This is a genomic window from Sphaerochaeta associata, from assembly GCF_022869165.1.
In the GTDB taxonomy this organism is placed as follows: Bacteria; Spirochaetota; Spirochaetia; order Sphaerochaetales; family Sphaerochaetaceae; genus Sphaerochaeta; species Sphaerochaeta associata.
This window is the reverse complement of the sequence record NZ_CP094929.1, coordinates 1,203,127-1,222,092: the sequence shown is the minus strand read 5'-3', so window position 1 is coordinate 1,222,092 and position 18,966 is coordinate 1,203,127. Positions and strand designations below refer to the sequence as shown.

At 49.7% G+C, this 18,966-nt stretch carries 21 protein-coding genes and 1 tRNA gene; 8 read left to right on the top strand and 14 right to left on the bottom strand.

The window, feature by feature from the left end:
- Nucleotides 1-13 precede the first annotated feature (13 nt).
- The 7 genes from MUG09_RS05630 to MUG09_RS05600 all read right to left on the bottom strand — a co-directional run bounded on the left by MUG09_RS05630 (nucleotide 14) and on the right by MUG09_RS05600 (nucleotide 5,989).
- Nucleotides 14-1,258, bottom strand: coding sequence for a diaminopropionate ammonia-lyase (locus MUG09_RS05630; RefSeq protein WP_244774350.1), 1,245 nt, complete (start codon nucleotides 1,256-1,258; stop codon nucleotides 14-16).
- Between the two features lie 147 nt (nucleotides 1,259-1,405).
- A complete protein-coding gene (locus MUG09_RS05625) occupies nucleotides 1,406-1,942 on the bottom strand; it encodes a hypothetical protein (RefSeq protein ID WP_244774334.1) in 537 nt (178 codons plus the stop codon).
- 46 nt (nucleotides 1,943-1,988) lie between these two features.
- The gene (locus MUG09_RS05620) at nucleotides 1,989-3,035 is read right to left on the bottom strand and encodes an FAD:protein FMN transferase (protein WP_244774333.1); all 1,047 of its coding nucleotides are present in this window, start codon (nucleotides 3,033-3,035) and stop codon (nucleotides 1,989-1,991) included.
- An 86-nt stretch (nucleotides 3,036-3,121) separates the two neighbouring features.
- The gene (locus MUG09_RS05615) at nucleotides 3,122-3,508 is read right to left on the bottom strand and encodes a YegP family protein (protein ID WP_244774326.1); all 387 of its coding nucleotides are present in this window, start codon (nucleotides 3,506-3,508) and stop codon (nucleotides 3,122-3,124) included.
- 154 nt (nucleotides 3,509-3,662) lie between these two features.
- Entirely contained in the window at nucleotides 3,663-4,919 is a 1,257-nt protein-coding gene (locus MUG09_RS05610; RefSeq protein ID WP_244774324.1) for a hypothetical protein, read from the bottom strand.
- Nucleotides 4,897-5,328: a C-GCAxxG-C-C family (seleno)protein gene (locus tag MUG09_RS05605; protein WP_244774322.1), complete on the bottom strand. Its 432-nt coding sequence runs from the start codon at nucleotides 5,326-5,328 to the stop codon at nucleotides 4,897-4,899. Before MUG09_RS05605 ends, MUG09_RS05610 begins: the two co-directional genes overlap by 23 nt.
- A gap of 109 nt (nucleotides 5,329-5,437) precedes the next feature.
- Complete coding sequence (locus MUG09_RS05600; RefSeq protein ID WP_244774319.1) at nucleotides 5,438-5,989, bottom strand: peroxiredoxin family protein; 552 nt, start codon at nucleotides 5,987-5,989, stop codon at nucleotides 5,438-5,440.
- A gap of 192 nt (nucleotides 5,990-6,181) precedes the next feature.
- Here MUG09_RS05600 and MUG09_RS05595 point away from each other — a divergent pair, with 192 nt between their 5' ends.
- Nucleotides 6,182-6,460 carry a metal-sensitive transcriptional regulator gene (locus MUG09_RS05595; RefSeq protein ID WP_244774317.1) on the top strand — a complete coding sequence of 93 codons (279 nt, stop codon included), beginning with the start codon at nucleotides 6,182-6,184 and terminating at the stop codon, nucleotides 6,458-6,460.
- 31 nt (nucleotides 6,461-6,491) lie between these two features.
- Here the strand turns inward: MUG09_RS05595 and MUG09_RS05590 are convergent.
- Nucleotides 6,492-6,563: transfer RNA gene (locus MUG09_RS05590), tRNA-Val, on the bottom strand.
- 100 nt (nucleotides 6,564-6,663) lie between these two features.
- Here MUG09_RS05590 and MUG09_RS05585 point away from each other — a divergent pair.
- The 7 genes from MUG09_RS05585 to MUG09_RS05555 all read left to right on the top strand — a co-directional run bounded on the left by MUG09_RS05585 (nucleotide 6,664) and on the right by MUG09_RS05555 (nucleotide 13,739).
- On the top strand, nucleotides 6,664-6,867 hold the full coding sequence (locus tag MUG09_RS05585) for a heavy-metal-associated domain-containing protein (protein ID WP_244774316.1): 204 nt from the start codon (nucleotides 6,664-6,666) through the stop codon (nucleotides 6,865-6,867).
- Entirely contained in the window at nucleotides 6,864-9,062 is a 2,199-nt protein-coding gene (locus MUG09_RS05580; protein WP_244774315.1) for a heavy metal translocating P-type ATPase, read from the top strand. Before MUG09_RS05585 ends, MUG09_RS05580 begins: the two co-directional genes overlap by 4 nt.
- Before the next feature lie 151 nt (nucleotides 9,063-9,213).
- Nucleotides 9,214-9,615, top strand: a complete 402-nt coding sequence (locus MUG09_RS05575) for a hypothetical protein (RefSeq protein ID WP_244774314.1) — start codon at nucleotides 9,214-9,216, stop codon at nucleotides 9,613-9,615.
- 323 nt (nucleotides 9,616-9,938) lie between these two features.
- On the top strand, nucleotides 9,939-11,099 hold the full coding sequence (locus MUG09_RS05570; protein WP_244774313.1) for a COG1470 family protein: 1,161 nt from the start codon (nucleotides 9,939-9,941) through the stop codon (nucleotides 11,097-11,099).
- A 13-nt stretch (nucleotides 11,100-11,112) separates the two neighbouring features.
- Nucleotides 11,113-12,066, top strand: a complete 954-nt coding sequence (locus MUG09_RS05565) for an ABC transporter ATP-binding protein (RefSeq protein WP_244774312.1) — start codon at nucleotides 11,113-11,115, stop codon at nucleotides 12,064-12,066.
- Complete coding sequence (locus tag MUG09_RS05560) at nucleotides 12,053-12,991, top strand: ABC transporter permease (protein WP_244774311.1); 939 nt, start codon at nucleotides 12,053-12,055, stop codon at nucleotides 12,989-12,991. Before MUG09_RS05565 ends, MUG09_RS05560 begins: the two co-directional genes overlap by 14 nt.
- 325 nt (nucleotides 12,992-13,316) lie before the next feature.
- Nucleotides 13,317-13,739 carry a hypothetical protein gene (locus MUG09_RS05555; RefSeq protein WP_244774310.1) on the top strand — a complete coding sequence of 141 codons (423 nt, stop codon included), beginning with the start codon at nucleotides 13,317-13,319 and terminating at the stop codon, nucleotides 13,737-13,739.
- Nucleotides 13,740-13,862: 123 nt separating this feature from the next.
- On the opposite strand, the gene MUG09_RS05550 is transcribed toward MUG09_RS05555, so the two are convergent.
- The 6 genes from MUG09_RS05550 to MUG09_RS05525 form a co-directional block, all read right to left on the bottom strand.
- Nucleotides 13,863-14,708: an LCCL domain-containing protein gene (locus MUG09_RS05550; protein WP_244774308.1), complete on the bottom strand. Its 846-nt coding sequence runs from the start codon at nucleotides 14,706-14,708 to the stop codon at nucleotides 13,863-13,865.
- A 231-nt stretch (nucleotides 14,709-14,939) separates the two neighbouring features.
- The gene (locus MUG09_RS05545) at nucleotides 14,940-15,206 is read right to left on the bottom strand and encodes an SHOCT domain-containing protein (protein ID WP_244774306.1); all 267 of its coding nucleotides are present in this window, start codon (nucleotides 15,204-15,206) and stop codon (nucleotides 14,940-14,942) included.
- A gap of 327 nt (nucleotides 15,207-15,533) precedes the next feature.
- Nucleotides 15,534-15,839, bottom strand: a complete 306-nt coding sequence (locus tag MUG09_RS05540; RefSeq protein ID WP_244774304.1) for an RNHCP domain-containing protein — start codon at nucleotides 15,837-15,839, stop codon at nucleotides 15,534-15,536.
- The gene (rsgA, locus tag MUG09_RS05535; protein WP_244774302.1) at nucleotides 15,832-16,737 is read right to left on the bottom strand and encodes a ribosome small subunit-dependent GTPase A; all 906 of its coding nucleotides are present in this window, start codon (nucleotides 16,735-16,737) and stop codon (nucleotides 15,832-15,834) included. Before rsgA ends, MUG09_RS05540 begins: the two co-directional genes overlap by 8 nt.
- A 424-nt stretch (nucleotides 16,738-17,161) precedes the next feature.
- Nucleotides 17,162-17,605 (bottom strand): iron chaperone, encoded by a 444-nt coding sequence (locus MUG09_RS05530; protein ID WP_244774290.1) that lies wholly within the window; start codon nucleotides 17,603-17,605, stop codon nucleotides 17,162-17,164.
- 91 nt (nucleotides 17,606-17,696) lie between these two features.
- Nucleotides 17,697-18,758: a hypothetical protein gene (locus MUG09_RS05525; RefSeq protein ID WP_244774288.1), complete on the bottom strand. Its 1,062-nt coding sequence runs from the start codon at nucleotides 18,756-18,758 to the stop codon at nucleotides 17,697-17,699.
- Between the last annotated feature and the right edge of the window lie 208 nt (nucleotides 18,759-18,966).

Here is an 18,966-nt window from a genome sequence, read left to right as displayed (position 1 = left end):
TCCTGGCTTGGATTTATATGTTGATCCAGTGCTGCTTGGGTACCGGATTGGCACCCTCCCAGATGATCTGGCGGAAGTGGACGGGATCGGTGTTGCCTTCGGTATTGATGAAGAGCACCTGGCTGTCCTTGTCCAGACCCAGTGCATCCTTGAGCTCCTTGAGCTCAGGATACTGCATGATCGAGGCGAAGGCCCCAAGGGTTACCGCCCCACTCTCACCGCTGATGATGAACGGATCACCGTTGAGCGGGGTCGCATACATTCTCATTCCCTTGGCGGCTATGTAGTCGGGCACGATGATGAAGGCATCGGCGTTCTCGTTCAAAATTTCCCACGCAATGGGGCTTGGATCGCCGCAGGCCAAACCGGCCATGATGGTGTCCAGGGCACCGGTTACCGTATGGGGCTTGCCGTCATTGGCAAGTGCACTTTCATAAATACAGGGAGCCTTGTCGGGTTCGACGACGATGCACTTGGGGGCGTCCTGCCCGAACAATGCGTGATAGAAGCCGATTACCGATGCGGCAAGTGCTCCTACGCCGGCTTGGATGAAGAGGTGTGTCGGCTTGACAATACCTACCCCGCTGAACTGCTCCTGAGCTTCTGCCAGCAGGGTGAGATAACCTTGCATGATCCAGGTGGGAATCTCGGTATAGTTGTCCCAGCTGGTGTCGCTGATGATCGTCCAACCATTCTTCTCTGCATCGATTGCCACTTGGCGCACTGCGTCGTCATAGTTGCCATCGACGATGACCACCTTGGCGCCATTGCTCTTGATCGCATCGATGCGCCGTACGCTGGTTTCGGAGTGAACGTAAATGACACACTTGAAGCCCAGGCGTTTTGCCGCCCAAGCAATACCACGGCCATGGTTGCCGTCGGTGGCACTTGCAAAGATAAGGTTCCCCACTTTCTCTTTGACTTCATCACTGGCGAGGTATGCAAACGGCGTATCCTCACCGAGAATTCCGAGTTGTTTTTGCAGATACCGATACAGGGCGAAGGAGCCTCCGAGTACTTTGAAGCTGTTGAGCTGAAGACGGCTGGATTCATCCTTCGTCCAGATACCACCCACCTCGAACATAGTAGCGAGGTTGGGGAGGCCCTGCAGCGGACTCATCCGATACCCGGGCATTTGCCGATGGAACCGCCTGGAGCAGTACGCCTGCTTCATGGAAAAGAGCTTGGCAGCCAACTCGACGTTTTTCTCGCGTGGCTCACGAACAATGTAGGAAATTTCCTGTTGTGTACCGGTCATATAATCCTCCAATTGGAAAATTGCTTATTTCTCATAGTTTTTCCCTATTTAACTACCAATATCAGCAATTATTCAAGACCTAATTACCGATATGATGAATTCTTTGGAATGATATCAAAAAACTGGAAGACTGTCTTGCCCTCTACGCTAGAAACGGTATCGCACCCCGATCTGGGCAAGAAATGAAATGGAAAGCATATCGACCACCGACGAGCCTTCTGCAGTATAAAAGATGCCATACCCAAACGATACAGGAACGGAGAAATGGCTGACGAAGACAGGTTCCACACCGAAGCCTGCTCCGATACCTACTGAGGGAGTGTAGGCCTGTGCAAGGGTGGCGTCACTGTTCCAGCCAGCCGAGCCGCCATGATTCACTCCTACGAACCAGTAGAGATCGCTTGCAAACCAATCCTGATAGCTTGTAGAGAAAAAGGTGTGCTGATACTCCAATCCCAGACCGTAATCAAGAAAGGTGGCGACCGAATAGTTGGAATCGAGCGACAAACCGATGGTCGCCTGCAAGGCACGCGTGTCGTCGAGGCGCTGATAAAAACTCAAACCGGCCGAGGATAGTTGCCCGACCTGGGCACCGATGCCCCGGTTGAACGAGGACGCATACAACGAAGAAGCCCCGACTAAAAGCAGGCAGCAGAACATAAGCAGAATTCGATGGTGTTTCATGAGGACAGTGTAGAAGGTCCTCATCACCGTGGGCAAGATGACGACCCTAGTTCTGGGTTCGATAGGCTGTATTGGTGATGGTAAAGGCAACAGTGCCCTGTTTCACACCTTCACTTTGCAGAATGAGGTGGTCCTCGGTGAAGAAGATGGCTTCAACCCCTTCAAAAGAGTTTATCAGGGCCATGCCCTTCTCATATCCCAGGGCGTAGACACTGGTGGAAAGTGCATCGGCAAGCAGGGAGCTGTGGGTGATGATGCTGGCGCTGGTGAAGTCCGAGTCGACTGGATATCCGGTCTTTGTATCGAGGATGTGATGGTATGTCTCACCTTCCAGAACGAGAAATCGTTCATAGGGTCCGCTGGTTACCAGCGAGGTGTCTTCCAATTGCACGATGATCGCGTAGGCCCCTCTGTCCTGCTCGGGGTCCTGGACCCCGATACGCCAGAGGTTTCCGTCGGGTTTACGTCCCAGCACCAGGACATTTCCTCCGAGATTGACGATGGCTTGCTTCACACCATGCGATCGAAGGACCTCTGCCGCTTGGTCTGCAGCATAGCCTTTGGCAATGCCTCCAAGGTCGAGGACCATGCCCTTCTGCTTCAGAAAAACCGACCGATTCTGCTCGTCCAGGACAACCTGACGGTAGTCCACAAGCGGCAGCAAAGCTTGGATTTCCTCTTCTGAAGGACGCCTCGGGTTGTCCCCCCCGATATCCCAGGCCTGAACCAACGGTCCGATGGTGGGATCGAAGGCCCCGCCGCTCGCCTGTGCAATCTCCACAGCTTTTTGAATGACGGCGAAGGTATCGGCTGAGACTGCAACCGGTTCAAGACCAGAACGTTGGTTGACCGATGCAACTTCACTGGTTTCAGAGTGCAGCGTCATCTTCTGCTCGATCTCTCTCAACCTCGCAAAGGCAGCCTTGAAGGCTTCTTCAGAGGGATTGTCATAGATGGTTATCTTGCAAACGGTGCCGAGCATCAAAAAGCTTTGGGCCTGCGGCTCGACAGGGCGCTTGGCACATGAGCCGAGTATAAGGATGAGGGCAATGCCTGCAAGTAACAATTGTAGGGTGGGTTTGCGGTATTTCATGTACAGCTAGGCATTATGGGCGGAACAGGACAGAATTGCAAGTGTTGAAAAAGCCCGCCGGGAAAACAAAGACGGGCTGTTTACGCTTATTGTTCGAGAGCACTCTCATCCACGGTGGCATCGACCGCCGCCCGGCTTATGGCATCGATGCCATTCATGCACCCTGATTTGGTGGCATAGCCATCTTCAGCCATGGCGATGTTGAGGCCGTTGGAGGCAAGCAGGCGATAGCGATACTTTCCGGCACTGTCGAAATAGACCTCATACTTTGGGTACTTCAAGGTTTCGGGATTCTTCAGTGTTTGGTCCTCGACTGGAGCTAGAGCATTCTTCTTGATGGTTTCCACTCCATCCCGGCACGTGGCAAGGGATGAGTAGTTCTTGCTGGTGAGAACAGTCTGATAGTTCGCAGCCTGCAAGCTGAAACGATAAAATCCTTTCGGTGTTTTTGTGATGACAAATTTCCCAGGCATAGTTGACTCCTTTTGTCTACGTATAAAGAGAATACCTAACAAAGATTGAACACTCAAGTCTATGACAGCCTTATATTCTGATACATAAAGTGGTTATGTATTAATAATGGAATACAATTGGGAACAATTCCTATTTTTAAAAATAAGCTAGATCCTATTTCACGAGATTCTTGAGTTCCTGCACCATGCGATCGAGTACTGCTTGAGTGTCTTCACTCGAGCCGATAAGGGAAAGTTCCATGGCAGAGCCAAGTGTTGCGGCTCCCATAATGGACGCATTGTTGGGAACCAGAGGCGGTATGAAACAGAATCTCGCAAGCCGATAGTCACCATAGAGTTCTTGGATGGGAAGCCTCAGCACATTTGAAATCCCGATTTGGAAGGGACTTCCCTCATACCCAAACATTGCCTGCATTCGTCGTGCAATGGGGTGATCATACCCATCGTAGGCGGCAAAATAGGCTGCATCGATGAGAGTTGGATCGATGGCTTGGAGAAACCGCAACAGAAAGAGCCTGGCGTCATTGCTTTGAGTCTTTCTCCGGATACGCTTCTGGACCGCTTGGGCATTCAGGGCTAAGTCCTTGGAGCTATTGTACCGATACTGAACCGAGATGCCGGAGGCAAAATTGCCCATCGCCTGCTCTCCTTCAGGGCGGACGCTGACAGCCAGCCCCAGCTTCACTTTCCCGCCTTTCACCTTGAACATAGCGGTACAGAGAACACTGTTGAGGGTGATGTTTCCTTTTTTTGCGAATTGAAGCAACTTGGCAAAGGATTCACCTTCCATTCGACGATGTGCAATGAATATCCGACGGTTCTCCCAGTAGGCTTGCACCATTCGGTTGTAATCGGAATACGTGAAAGCTTTTCCTGTCTTGCGCCAAGAGCTGTTCTGTCTTTCCAGCACGAAACGCATCACAGGATTCAGGGAACGCGAATCGCCGATTGTGGACGGACAAAGAAGTTTCAGCGGTTTGAATACCACCGGTTCTCCGGCAAGAGAGCGCATGATGTCCTGCATCAGAAACGCCATGGAAAGCCCATCACCCGCCAAATGGTGAGCAACCAGCACAAGCTGCAAAGCCGCGTCCAACTGCTGTGCAAAGCACTCCAGCAAGGGCCCTTCTTCCAGATTGCTTGGCCTGCGATGTGCCGAGGCAACCAAGACTTCCCAAGGCTCAGCCGACAGACTCAGTGAATAGAGCGGTTTTCCTGTTGGTCGGTAGCAGGCCTTGCCATCCAGATTGAGGCCGATGGTGGAGCACACAATCTCGTTGGCGGCTACGGCCTGCCCTATCGCTGCATCCAGCATTGCAAGGTCGACCGGTCCCTCGATGTCCACGAGAACCGCTACCTTGATGCAGGGACAGAAGAGATGGGTTCGTTCAGTCAACAGGCTTTGTTGCATGGGAAAAATCCTCAATAAAGTCACGGGTGAATGCAATTGCTCGTACCGTCAGACCTTCACAAAGGTGGGGAGGATCACTTCTTTGAAACCCACCGGGTCTTAGAACGCTGCACTCAAGCGATGAGAACGTAGAGATAAACGCCTGGGCATACGAAAAACACAGCTTGCTGATTAATGCATCCGACAGTCCCATGCTGGCACAGTAGATTGCCAGAAACATAAGAGAGCCCTCCACCAAACCACATTGGGCTCCAAACCCTCCCCCGCCATGCATGCCGATGGCGGCTTGCAAGGTTTGGTCATTGAGAGGAATCTTGAAATACTGAGCCAAGTACATCAGCGTGGTACGGGCGCAATTGATGTCAAGATCCCAATAAAGGTGGTGGACATGTTCTTCTATGGATTGCATTCCTGCCCCCTGACACGTGACAGTATAGTCAGCATGGAGGCATCGGCAAACACCCAAGCCGTTGGGTTTCCAAACTATTGCCGGGAATTCTCATGGAGAAAAGCCGTTGTTACTTCTGACACGAAGCGCAGTCCTGTATCAAAAGGCTTTGCAGGTGATAAATCGGACGGTCTCTGACATAGTCGTCCTTTGTTTCGCCGTTTGAGGAAGCAAGGATGTTACCCTGTCCATCAAGCAGCAAAAAACCCGGTATATAAAAGCGGTGCTCTCCCAGCAACTCCATCACCCCGCTCTGAGCCCGCTTTTCATAGGGCAGATAGGCAAACGGATAGGATCCCTGGTCGAGAAAAGAGAGCAGGTCGTCGTTGGACTGGTCGTTGACATGGCCTACAAACACAAGCTCCATCGAAGATCCGTACAGGCGCTTGAGTTGGGTGTAGGTTTGCTTGAGCTGGTCGGCATACTCGATGCAGTACGGGCACCAGTCGGCTGCATAATACAAAAGGATGTAGTCGGCATGGATGGGAACACTCACGCCCTCACGGTTCACTGTCGAGCTAGTCAACACTTCAAAAGGTGTTTGATTGGTTTGAACGGCAACGGTGGTACAACCGGTTGCCAGCAAGAGAGAAAGAACGAGCAGAATGAGCAGGCGTTTCATGAGTCCTCCGACGTATGCATATAGTATACAGAAGCGGCAACTGCAAAGCAAACAAGAGTTATTACTTTAATACCCCCAATGGGTATGGTCACTCAGGGAATGTGATACTATGCAATTGAGCTACATAGACAGTAATTAATTGCCTCATTTACTCGTATTGACTAATACCCTACGGGGGTATATATTCAATACATGAGAGTTGAAACCAAACAAAAAATCGATCCCAGGCTTGCCAGGATCGAGGGTCAGGTGAAGGGAATTCGGAATATGGTGCAGCAGGACCGGTATTGTGTCGACATCCTTCTGCAACTGTCTGCGGTAATCTCCGCCTTGAAGAAGGTCGAGGACTTGGTTATGGAGAACCATCTCAACACCTGTGTTGTCGATGCAATGAGAAGCAATGATGATCAGGAACGGGATGGGAAGATCAAGGAATTGATGGATGTCATGTCCAGCTTCCGCAGGCAATAAAAAACAAGCAACCGAATTGGTTGCTTGCCGATGGGCGATGCCAGGATTGAACTGGCGACTTCCACGATGTCAACGTGGCACTCTCCCGCTGAGTTAACCGCCCGCTGTCGAGTACATGAGCGATAGTAGCTGAAAAAATTGGCTCTGTCTAGAGGATATATGAAAATTTTTCCCTTCAAAAAGGGATAAGGAGAAGCTTTACCATGAAAACTACTATTATGACTGAAGGGATGCATTGCAACGGTTGCGAGACAAGAATGGTCAATGCACTGAGTCAGATCGAGGATATCAAGGGCGCAAAGGCCGATGCAAAGAGCGGCAAGGTTGTGATCAAGCACACGCATGAAGCGACTGTCGATGAGGCCAAGCGCCTGATCGCCGACATAGGATTCGAGGTGAAAGCGTGAAAGAAATACAGGTAGGTATCGGCGGCATGACATGTGCTTCCTGCTCCTCGGCTGTCGAGCGTACGCTCAACAAGCTGGAGGGAGTGGACAAGGCACAGGTCAACCTCGCCACAGAAACAGCTACGATTGCCTTTGATGAGTCCCATCTGGATTTGGATGTGATCAAGAAGGCGGTACAGAGAATCGGGTATTCGGTCGTAGAGACGGTCGACCAGAAGACCAAGGAAGAGGAGAAACGCCGTGACTTGGCAAACCTTGGCCATAGGCTCATCATCTCCTCCATCCTTACGGTGTTCCTTTTGGTGTTGGCGATGGGCCCGATGCTCGGGCTCACCCTCCCCCTTTCCCATCTGACGAATGCTCTGTTGCAATTGGTATTCGCCGCCGGTACCATGATTGCGGGCTCCGCGTTCTTCACCAAGGGCTTCAGCACCTTGGTCAAGCGCGAACCCAATATGGACAGTCTGGTCGCCATTGGAACGACTGCAAGCTTTCTGTACAGCTTCTGGGGAATATTTGAGATACTCAGGGGCAACCATATGGCAGCCCATGACCATCTGTACTTCGAAGGTGTGGGGACAATCCTCACGCTGGTGATGCTTGGTCGCTATCTTGAGCATCGCAGCAAGGGAAAGACCGGTGATGCCATCCGTAAGCTCATGGAGCTTGCCCCGGCCATCGCTACCGTCCTGCGTGACGGTCGGCAGGTGAGCATCGATGCAAGTCAGGTGCAGGTCGGAGACATTGTCATGGTCAAGCCCGGGGAAAAGCTGCCTGTCGATGGTGTTGTGCTCTCCGGCTTCTCTGCAATCGATGAGTCGCTGCTTACCGGCGAGAGTCTTCCGGTGGAAAAGAGCCTTGGCAGCGAGGTCTATGCTGCAACGCTCAATACCACCGGCGTACTGCAATACCGTGCGAGCAAGGTCGGCTCTGATACTGCGCTTGCAAACATCATTACGCTTGTACAGCAGGCTCAGGGTTCCAAGGCTCCCATTGCCAGGGTTGCCGACAAGATCTCAGGGGTGTTTGTGCCGATTGTCATGGGTATTTCGGTCCTTACCCTCTTGGCTTGGCTGATTGCAGGAACAAACATCGATATAGCCATTCTCAGGGCGGTGAGCGTATTGGTAATTGCCTGCCCGTGTTCCTTGGGCCTGGCCACACCGATCGCCATCATGGTGTCTTCGGGCAAGGGGGCAAGACTGGGCATCCTGTTCCGTCATGCTGCGGCGATCGAGCAGTTGAAGCAGGTGCAAACCGTCATGTTTGACAAGACGGGAACCCTGACCGAGGGCAAGCCTAAAGTCACCGATATTCTTGCAAAAGACCCGACAGCGGTTCTTGGCCTTGCCGCAAGCATTGAGCAGGCAAGTGAGCATCCACTGTCGCGTGCCGTAGTTGCAAAAGCGAAGGAAGAGAAGCTCCAACTGACTGATGTACAGGATTTTGAGGCGTTGGTCGGCAGGGGCATTCAGGGCAAGCTTGAAAATGAGGTAATACGCATCGGCAATATCGAGCTGATGGAGGACAATGCCATCACTATACGAGAAGAGGACAAACAAGCAATCGCCGACCTTTCAGACCAAGGCAAGACTCCTCTTCTAGTGGCACAAGGCCAAAGGCTTATCGGTATCATCGCTGTCGCCGATACGCTGCGCAAGGAGACTAAACAAGCGATTGCAGAACTCAAGGCACTCGGCTTGAAGACCATCATGCTCACCGGGGATAATGAGCGTACCGCCAAGGCGATTGCAAATGAAGCTGGTGTCGACTCCTACCTTGCGGGCCAGTTGCCTAATCAGAAGGAAGAGGCGATAGCTTCGTATGCCAGGCTGGGTAAGGTTGCAATGGTCGGAGATGGGATCAACGATGCCCCCGCGCTCGCAAAGGCCGATATCGGCATCGCTGTCGGCAGTGCAACCGATGTGGCCAGAGAGACGGCCGATGTCGTACTTGTGCGCAACAACCTGGGGGATGTGAATAAGGCGATTCAACTTTCAAAGGCGACGATGCGCAATATCCACCAGAACCTCTTCTGGGCGTTCTTCTACAATATTCTGGGCATTCCGCTGGCAACCGGCATCCTGACACTCTTCTCAGGCCCTCAGCTCAGTCCGATGTTTGCGGCATTCGCCATGTCGATGTCCAGTGTCTGTGTGGTGCTCAATGCATTGAGACTCAATAGGTTCAAGTAACAGGAAACAAACATATCAGCATTATTCAACAAAACCTCTTGGGAACCCAAGGGGTTTTGTTCTATAACCTCAAGTCACAATCTTGTATTTCCAGAAACATCACCTATACTGAGAGTACATAATCATAACTTCAGATAAGAAGGAGTCAACTATGGCAAAGAAAGGTATTCTGGTGCTGATAATGGTGGCTTTGATGGTGTTGGTGGGGTGTGAGGATACACCTTCACTTACCATGGAGGAAGTTCTTAGTCTTGAAAGAGAATGGTACAACGGCCCAAGTGATGAAGTACATATTTCTCTGGTCGCAAACGACACAGAGACTGATCTCAGCCATTTGGATGTCCGTCTTGCCCTATTATCGATGTATTACATCCCTGTGACTTCATATGATGAGGATACAATTCATGGAACATACAATGATGGGGATGAAGCTGATCTTCCCATTTCCGTTCATCTCTCGTACTCAGCACCAAACCTCACATTTACATTCACTGGGGAAGGTTTCCTTAATGGAAAGACCTATTCTTTGATTCCAATCCCAGCGGCACCATAATCCGGTCCAGCTTAGATTTATTACCGAATTTTCATAACTCCAATGGTGGTGCAAGTTTCTCATATGAAAAATCATCAAGAACCTTGAAGCTTTCCAGCAAGGCTATTTGAAGTAGTTGTTTCTATTGTAAAGGGAAAATGATTTCTTGAAGAACGTGTGAAGCTTCCATGCATACTATGAAGCTCATAGTTGTACGTTCTGTGAAGTTCTTGAAACCTACTTGAAACAGTCAAGAAATATGAAGAACCATGAAACTTGACGATTTTCTGTTCTGAACCTATTACTCCTCGTAGATTTTTAAACTACTTGGAGGAATACGCTTCATGAAACGGAACATTCATTTGGTATCTGTACTTGTTGTGTTTCTTATGGCCGCGTTGCCGCTGTTCGCTGACTATCAGGGATTGTCAGTAGCCACCAACTATCCGTCGCTCAATGTCAGCTCGTCGGATATGATTACCTTCGACCTAAGAATCAAGAGCTATGGCCTGGCTCCCCAACGAGTCAATCTCTCCCTTACAGGTCTCCCTGAAGGTTGGGAATATCAGTTTGTAGGAGGCGGTGGGTTGGTGAATGCGGTATTTACCGAGCCGGATAGTACGTCCACTGTACAGCTGTGGGTTATTCCATCTGATGGGAACCAGGAGGCGGTGTATAGTTTTTCAGTACACGCAACCGGTGAGAATGGAGACTCCTACTCCCTGCCACTGACCATCACGATGGGCAGACAGTTGCCTCAACGCCTTGCATTGGATACAGACCTTCCTACGATCAAAGGCGATCCAAAGTCCGATTTCACCTTCAATGTGACACTGAGGAACAACAGCGCAAATGAGACCCTCATCGATCTCTATGCTGATGTCCCCCAGGGTTTCTACGCCACTTTCAAGGAACAATACGGCTCAAAGACCATCAACACGCTCTCCCTGGGAGCCGGCTCCTCACGTTCTGTTCAGGTGACAGTTACTCCCTCCGCCGGAGTTTCGGAAGGGGCCTACCCCATCACCGTCACTGCTCGTTCCTCGGGAGCCGAAGCATCCCTTCCGGTGATGCTGGAAGTACAAGGTCAAGCAACTCTTACACTCTCCGGGGTGGGAGGCATTCTAAGCTCCAGTGCAGTTGCCGGGAAAGAAAAAGTCCTCGATCTTGAACTGAAAAACACAGGAACGGCCAATGCCCAGCACATCGAGCTTTCCAGCTATACTCCATCCAACTGGACCATCTCGTATAATCCGGCTGTAGTTGAGGAACTACCAGCAGGCGAGACCGTTACCGTTAAGGCTACACTCAAGCCCTCCTCGGAGGCCCTCAATGGAGACTACAGCCTTACCCTCAGAGCAAATTCAAAAAATGCCGGAAATGTGAGTGAACAGTTCAGGATTACTGTAAGGACGTCCTCAATCTGGGGAATCGTCTCCATTGTAATTATTGCTCTTGCTGCTGTCCTGCTGGTTTTTGCCGTCAAGAAATTCGGAAGACGATGACAGGAGGAAAACAATGGGTAACGAAACCGTAGTAAGCGTTTCCCACCTGACAAAACAATACCGCAAGGGCGTTCGAGCAGTAGATGACATCTCTTTCAGTTTACGGGAAGGAGAAATCTTTGGATTGCTTGGACCCAATGGCTCAGGGAAAACAACCACCATTCTGATGCTCCTGGGTCTGCTGGAGAGCACACAGGGAAGTGTGTCCATACTAGGCAACGACCCCTTCCGAACGCCACTTGCGGTTAAGCAGCAGGTAGGTTACATGCCCGATACCATCGGGTTCTATGAGTATATGACCGCATACGAGAACCTCGACTATACAGCACGATTTCTCGGGTTGGATGCCGAGCAGAGGAGGCAGAGAATCACAGCATCCCTGGCCAAAATGCGGCTCTCATCCCGGATGAATGACAAGGTACGCACCTTTTCACATGGGATGAAACGCAGGCTTGGATTGGCTGAGCTCCTGGTAAAACAACCCAAGATCGCCATTCTTGATGAGCCGACGCAGGGGCTGGACCCGCAGAGTATTGTTGAGTTCCTCTCCCTGATCGCTTCCCTGCGTGAGAGTGAAGGCATGACGTTCCTGCTCTCAAGCCACCAGCTGGACGAAATACAGTCGGTATGCGACCGGGTAGGCCTCTTCTCACGCGGGAAGCTGATCAGTTTCGGTACTGTAGCCGAGCTTGGAAAGCAACACTTCGGCAGTGATGTTTTAATCAATTTGCAAGCTGAAGGGTCAACCGACCTGCTCCCGCTCCTTAAAACCCAGCAAGGTGTCCTGAGCGTGGAACGAGAAGGAGAACACACCTATCTGATTAAAGCAGAGAAGGATATACGCCCAAGCCTTGCCCAGGCAGTGATAGGATCAGGATGCAATCTGTCTTCTCTGGAGTTGAAACAGCACAGCCTTAACGACATCTATCAGTTGGCATTCAAGGAGGCAAGCAATGAACAAACGTGAGGGTTCAGCATTAACCGGCTTGAAGGTTGTCTGGCTGAAGGAGATGCAGGACTATGCGGGAAACATCAGGATGATTGTCCTGATGCTCCTCATTGTCCTGACAGCAGGGGCAAGCATGTATGTTGCTGCACAGACGCTACGAACATATGTCGGTGAAGACAGTTTCATGCTGCTGAACCTGTTTACGATAGGCAAGGATCCGATTCCTTCCTTTCTCTCATTCATCTCATTCTTGGTACCACTGACCGGAATCGCACTGGGGTTTGATGCGATCAACAGCGAGTACCAGAATAGGACGCTTGGGAGAATTCTTTCACAACCAATCTATCGCGATGTCCTGCTCTTCGGCAAGGCTTTTGGTGCCGTCAGTGCCATGGCAGTCATGCTTCTTGCATTATGGTTGCTGGTAATCGGCTGCGCGATGTTCTTTTTGGGCGTTCCGCCATCGGGTGAACAGATTGCCAGGGCCATGGCCTTCTATGTGGTAACGCTCTTGTATTCACTCTTGTGGTACATGGTGGGTATGGCTGCCTCAATCATGTTCCGTCAAAGTGCTGTGTCAGCACTACTGGCAATAGCACTGTGGCTCTTCTTCATGATCTTCTGGCCCATGATAGCTCAGCTGCTCGCCTATGCCCTGGGTGGTGGAGACAGTTTTACTACAGCCAAGCTCGAAGTAGTACTCGGAAGAGTTTCACCTTATCGTCTGTACATAGAGTCGGCCCTCGCAATCCTCAATCCTTCAACCCGATCACTGGGCATCGTACTCTTCTCCCAGTTGCAGGGAGCCATAATGGGAAGTGCTCTTCCCTTTGGTCAGAGCATGCTGCTCATCTGGCCTCATCTGACCGCCTTCCTGGCCACCATAATCCTGCTCTTTTCACTTGCCTACGTGCTGTTCCAAAGAAAGGAAATCAGGATGTAAGCGAATGGAGAGCCTCCGAAAGGGGCTCTCCTCTTGCTTTCCTGCCCCCTTAATCTATACTACAGATATACGGATGTGTCTGGAGGCGACTATGCACTACATCTTTCCATCCATCATAAGCCAACCAATATAATTCTCTTACAGGGAAGGTAATGAAAGCAATCAGGCAGCAATCGGAGTAACACGCTTTCAGATCCTCACCATCGTTCCTCCAAAGGAAACCCATCTTCATAACCAACCAACTTGAATAACCATTTCTTGCAACAAGGACATGGAGGCTACTCATGGGCGTGGCCGTTTGAATTGTCTTGTGAGGAATTAGGGTATGAAGAGATTAATCGTACTTGTTGCAATAATTGCATCACTTGCTTTGGTTGTAGGGTGTGATGAAGGTATATCGTTTTCAGTTACCGATATTGAGGGGAATTGGAATTTCCCCGATCAAGGAGGGTATACAGAAATCACCGCATATGTCCTCACTGACGCCACAGGGGCTGATATCGGTTGGGAAGAGGGAACCTATTCATATTGGTGTTGGGGCGGAGGAACGTATGCAGACGGAATGATCACAGGGATGTATGATTATAACCGCGTCGACTCTTCTCCGGCTGATGATGATGCATCAGGATTAAATCTGCCAATCACGATTACGTTCACTTTAGATAATAGTAAGTTGAGCATATCTTGTTCAGGATCAGGTCCTTTGAACGGTAAAACATTTACACAAGGTGTTTTTCAACCGATCTGAAGAATATTTAATGGTGATGCCCCGCTTGGTGGAGATACTTTCACCTTGGGGACTCTCGGTCAGAATTAGATAATCCATCAAGGAACTACGCTACCATACACCGGTAGCGTAGGCTACATTCGATTATTTTACAAACCGATAGCTCCCTCCCCAATCTCCATACGAGTTTGAGGTGACGCCGTTTCTGGTCGACCCTTCATACGAGGGCTTTCCTTCCACCAGTTCGATGGTCACCTGTCCACCTGCATTGAAGGTGATCAGGCCGGCATGCACCGCTGCAGTTCCAATGCTTGAGTCGTTGGTATAGATGTCGGTACCCCAGACAGAACCCGCAGATCCACCGGGAGGCAGGGTCACGGAGTAACGAACACCAGGCTTGAATTCCCATTGCTCTGCTGAAGTGTTCCAGTCAGCATCTGAAACCACGGGGGTTGTGCTTGCAGGCTCCTTGGCTGATGGAGCGGAAGCGATGGGATCAGCAGTAGCTGTGCTCTGTGCGGGAGCAATCAATACCTCTTGTCCATCTTGATTGATAAACACAAAACTTCCACCCCATTCACCATAGGAACTGCTTGAAACTCCGTTACGAGTCGATCCTTCATATGAGGCTTGCCCGTTTCGGATTTCAATGGTCACCTCGCCTCCCTTCTCAAATGTAAGCAAACCCATATGAACGGCAGCGGAGCCAATGCTTGAATCATTGGTGTAGATTCCAGTACCCCACACACTTGAAACTTGGCCATTGGGAGGGAATTTCAAGGTAACTCGCTGACCAACTGATGCATCCAACCCTTCGGCTGTAAGCAACCAGTCAACCTTTGGACCCATCGAAGCGGAATCCTTCACTGCCATTGTTGTTTCTGCCTCGGATGGAGTGAGCAAAGCTTCTTCAAGCAAGAGACAAGAGGTGAAGGAGAACGGGAGAACCAGTGCCACAAGTACCATAGCCGCAAGTCTTCTGAATTCCATACAGTCACCTACCTTTCCCAAACGGGTTGCTTATCAGCAATCGTGGATAGGTAATTATTCCATGGCATATACAGACTAGCAATAGTATCTACCTGACCCAAAAAGTAACTTTGCTCGATAGAAATACGGCCACTCTATCATCTCTACACTATTGGACGAAAAGGCTGACCATACAGCGATATCCCGATCGAAGGCTCCTCCAACCGGGATATCACCAATACAGTACATACATTACTGCAGGTCTTTCTTCATCGCCTCATACTCTTCCTTGGTCAACTCACCCTTGGCATACCGTTGTCCAATGATGTTCAGGGCCTCGGAAGTATCATTCTGCTTCTTGGCCTTTGAAGTCCTGACAATAGCGATGATGGAAAGGACAAGTGCGGCTACCAGTGCAAGCAATGCCAAGCCCATCACCCAGGGCATGCCACCTGACCAACCATACCCGAAACAAGGACCGGCTAATCTTCCGGTATTCCAAAACATGGTGTGAAACATTGTGTATCCTCCTACTCAAATTCTTTAAGCATCAATAGGTATTGTTCTCTGGAGATTTCTCCTATTGCATATCGTCTTTTCAGGATTTCCAAATTGGTCAGCTGCTTTACCGGCGCTACAGAATTTCTGTTTTTCAAAATGTAGTACACAGCGAACAGGATAATGGCTGTAATAATCAACATCATATAAACTCCTACTACCCTTGTCGGGTATATATCCAGTATGTGCAGAGAACTGCAGGAGGTCAATGATATTGAATAGCAATTCAATAGGATTTCACATAACTCCACATATCTTCATACTTGAAGGAAATATGAAGGTTCACAATCACCCCACAACCTTCGGCACCAGAGCCTCCAAGGCTGACAGGTCGTCATCCCCTGCCGCCCTGTTTGCCTTGATCATCCCACAAGTATTACAGCGATGGAGGATCATGAGTTCTCCATCGGCTTTCTGCCACAATGCGATCGGCTGCATCTCCCCTTTGCAAAGACATGCCCTGTCTCCAGGTCGCATGTCCACATGCCTGCTATGCAGGCAATGAGGACAGTGATTGCGGTGCTTAGTTCCCCACGCCAAGCCGGAGACAGGCATGCCGCAATGAATGCAGATAAAATCATCGGACTCAGTCATATTCCTTCATTCCTCTTCTATAGTGGTACAACAGCTTTCCCAAGGCCTTGTCCTTCTGCTTCCGTCTAGCCAAGACTTCTTCAAAACTCGAAGCTTCTCCCCGCAATTCCAAGAAATTTAGAAACCTGTCCTGCTCGAGCTCTCCTGCAAGCAGTGCCTGCTGTACAGCACATCCAGGCTCACCTGTATGGGTACAGTCAGAGAACTTGCACTGAAGAGCGAGTGCATGAATATCTGAGAAAGACTCGGAAACATCGCCAGAGCTGCTGTTCATACCTACTGCCCGAAGGCCTGGAGTATCGATGAGAATGGTGCCGTTGGGAAGCACATAGAGCTGTCGGCTGGTTGTGGTATGTCGGCCTCTTCCATCCTGGGCACGTACCTCACCGGTTTTTGCCACCATGCTGTTGCTCAGACAGTTAAGCAATGTGGACTTTCCGGCTCCGCTGAGGCCCAGCAGCATGAGGGTGGTGCCACGTTGAAGATACGACGATAGAGCTTCAATGCCATGTGCAGATATCGAATCGACCAGGAAGACCGGCAAGTCGGCAAATCGAGCCAAGACCCGTAGGCGATAATCCTCTGGTTCTGAGAGCAAATCAATCTTGGTGAGGATCAAGAGTGGCTGTATGCCATCGGCATAGAGCAACGAGACGAAACGCTCGATTCTACGCAAATTGAAGTCATGGACTGCGTCCATCACTATCGCACCGTAATCGACATTGGCAACGACAACAAAAGATTCTCCTTCTATGCCGTACGCTTCATGTACTACCGGCTTATGAAAGACACTCTGCCTGGGCAGTACGGCTTCTATGAGGCCCCTGTCAGATGCATAGGCTTGGACAGCACACCAATCCCCTACTACCGGTGATGGTTGCAATCCAAGGTCCTGCATGTTCTGAAAGGTTCCTGAACGTTCGAGTATCAGTTGGCGTTCTCCATCGGTTCCCCAAAAGAGGCCTCGCCCTTCCTTATTGATCCGTAAGGGAATATAGCCTTGATTCTGATACGGTAGAAATGAGTTGGAATGTGAGTCATTCCATCCATATGTAGCGAGAAAAGATATACATTGTGTGTTCGTATTCATGGTTATCCGTCCGGTTAAGATATGCAAAACAGCCTACCGCTGTTTGGTAGGATTGCCCCGGAACGGGTGTTGGGTATTGTTCTTTCAGAAAGATTCTTTTCTGGGAAACTTGTACAACACCGTTACCGGGGTTGCATCACCGAATCCAGATTTGAGTGTAACATCCAAACTCCATGTAGTAGAAAGACTGAGGAAACTATACGACTAACACATATTGTGGTCAAGTTCTCGATCAAGCTTTCCTTGCTGTTTCATAGGCTGTAATAAACGATTTGACACTATGAGAAGCAATAATGGAACCGATCAAATCAAGAGGGAGATCTTCCACCTTCTTGAAGCGGATGCAGGACTTCCCCATTGAAAGTTTCTTACCTGCCTTCTCAAAGGCATCCATCAATGTCTGATACACGTTCTGATCCATGTATGCAGGCATGAGATAAAGCGAGTAGTACTGCTTTTGCACTGCCAGGCCTACATAGCTTAATGGCTTCTTGTTGTACGTGTTTGGATAGATTTCTAGAGGGACTTCATAGCTGAGCATGCCCCAATTGATGGTTTCTACAAAGCCTGAGGGGAGATGGGAGAGAATCACGGAACGAACAGGGACAATGATAGAGCGTTGTTCGTCAGTCAAGGTAGCAAGGTAGTCTAAAACAGTTGTGGCATTGGTTGTCATAGGTTGCTCCTTGGAAATGAGTATACCACGTAGATACAAAAAGTGACCCATCAACGATGGGCCACTTGAAAGAATCTTTTTACTAATTAACTTAGAACTTGATTCCTACGGTCGGGGTAATTGCCAGGCTTTCAGCCTTTACGTCATAAGCTGCAGAAACAGCATACTTCACGCCGCCCATGGAGTAGTCACCAGCGAGGGTAACAACAGTGCCGATGGTGCCGGTAAGGTCAGATAGAGCAAGCTTTGCGGAAAGACCAACATTCTCGATACCAGCATAGCTGACTTTTGCAATCAAGTTGTTTGTCTTGTCGAGGTTCTGATACTCAGCCCATGCAGCTACGTCGCCGAAAGAAGCCTTGACTTCTGCATAGAGATTGTTGATAGCCTTGTTGGTGGCAACATCGCCAACACCAGTGATAGCATCATACTCAAAGTAGTATACATCGATAGCAGATACAGTCAAACCAAAATCAAGATCAGCAAGCTTTGCTACATCTACGAGAACAGATCCAGTGATTCCACCCTTAGAGGAAATCTTATCACCTACGTCAGAACCTGCAACTTTGATATCACCAATCTTTGCATAGTTGGTATAACCAAAACCAGCCTTGATGCCTTCAACAGGGGTAGTAGTTGCAGAAATCACCATCGGCTTGTTAACGGTATCCATGATGGAAGCACCAAAATAGACACTTACCAACGAACCATATCCGACGGTTACATCAGCAGTATTCTTGACACCAAGCATAGCCAGTTCATTCACTGCATCATTGGAATCAGAATAGACGTCCTTTGCAGAAAGGTTACCCTTATCACCAAGACCGAGGGTTACAGTAAGGTCTCCCATGTCTACACCCTGTGCAGCAAGAGCCTTGTCAAGGTAGATAGCAGCAGTAGCAGCGTTCGGGCCATCACCACCAAAGGTAGGAGCCTGGGTGCTCAAGGTTACTTTCCAAAAATCACCAGTAAAGGCAATGCTTGCAAGATTGGACTGCTTTGCATCAAGATCAGCATTAGCAATGGTAGTGCCATTTGCAAATGTAAACTTGTAACCAGTCTTGAATTCACCGCTTACTTCGAGAGGGGCAGCAACTACAGCAGCTGCAACCATGAGAACCAGCGCCAGAGTCAATACAAACTTTTTCTTCATGACGTAAATCTCCATTTTTTGCGTGAGAGTTTATTTGTAACATCAGTATGCTGATGCACTTTGTGAGTAGAATGGACAAGTCTTGTGGGAATGATGGATTAGTGTGATGGATGTATGTGTTTATTTGAGGTTGTGTGAGGTATTTTGGCAATTGTGTGTGATTTGTGTGCACAAACCCACTTTGTGTGATTGGTGAGAAGGTTACAAA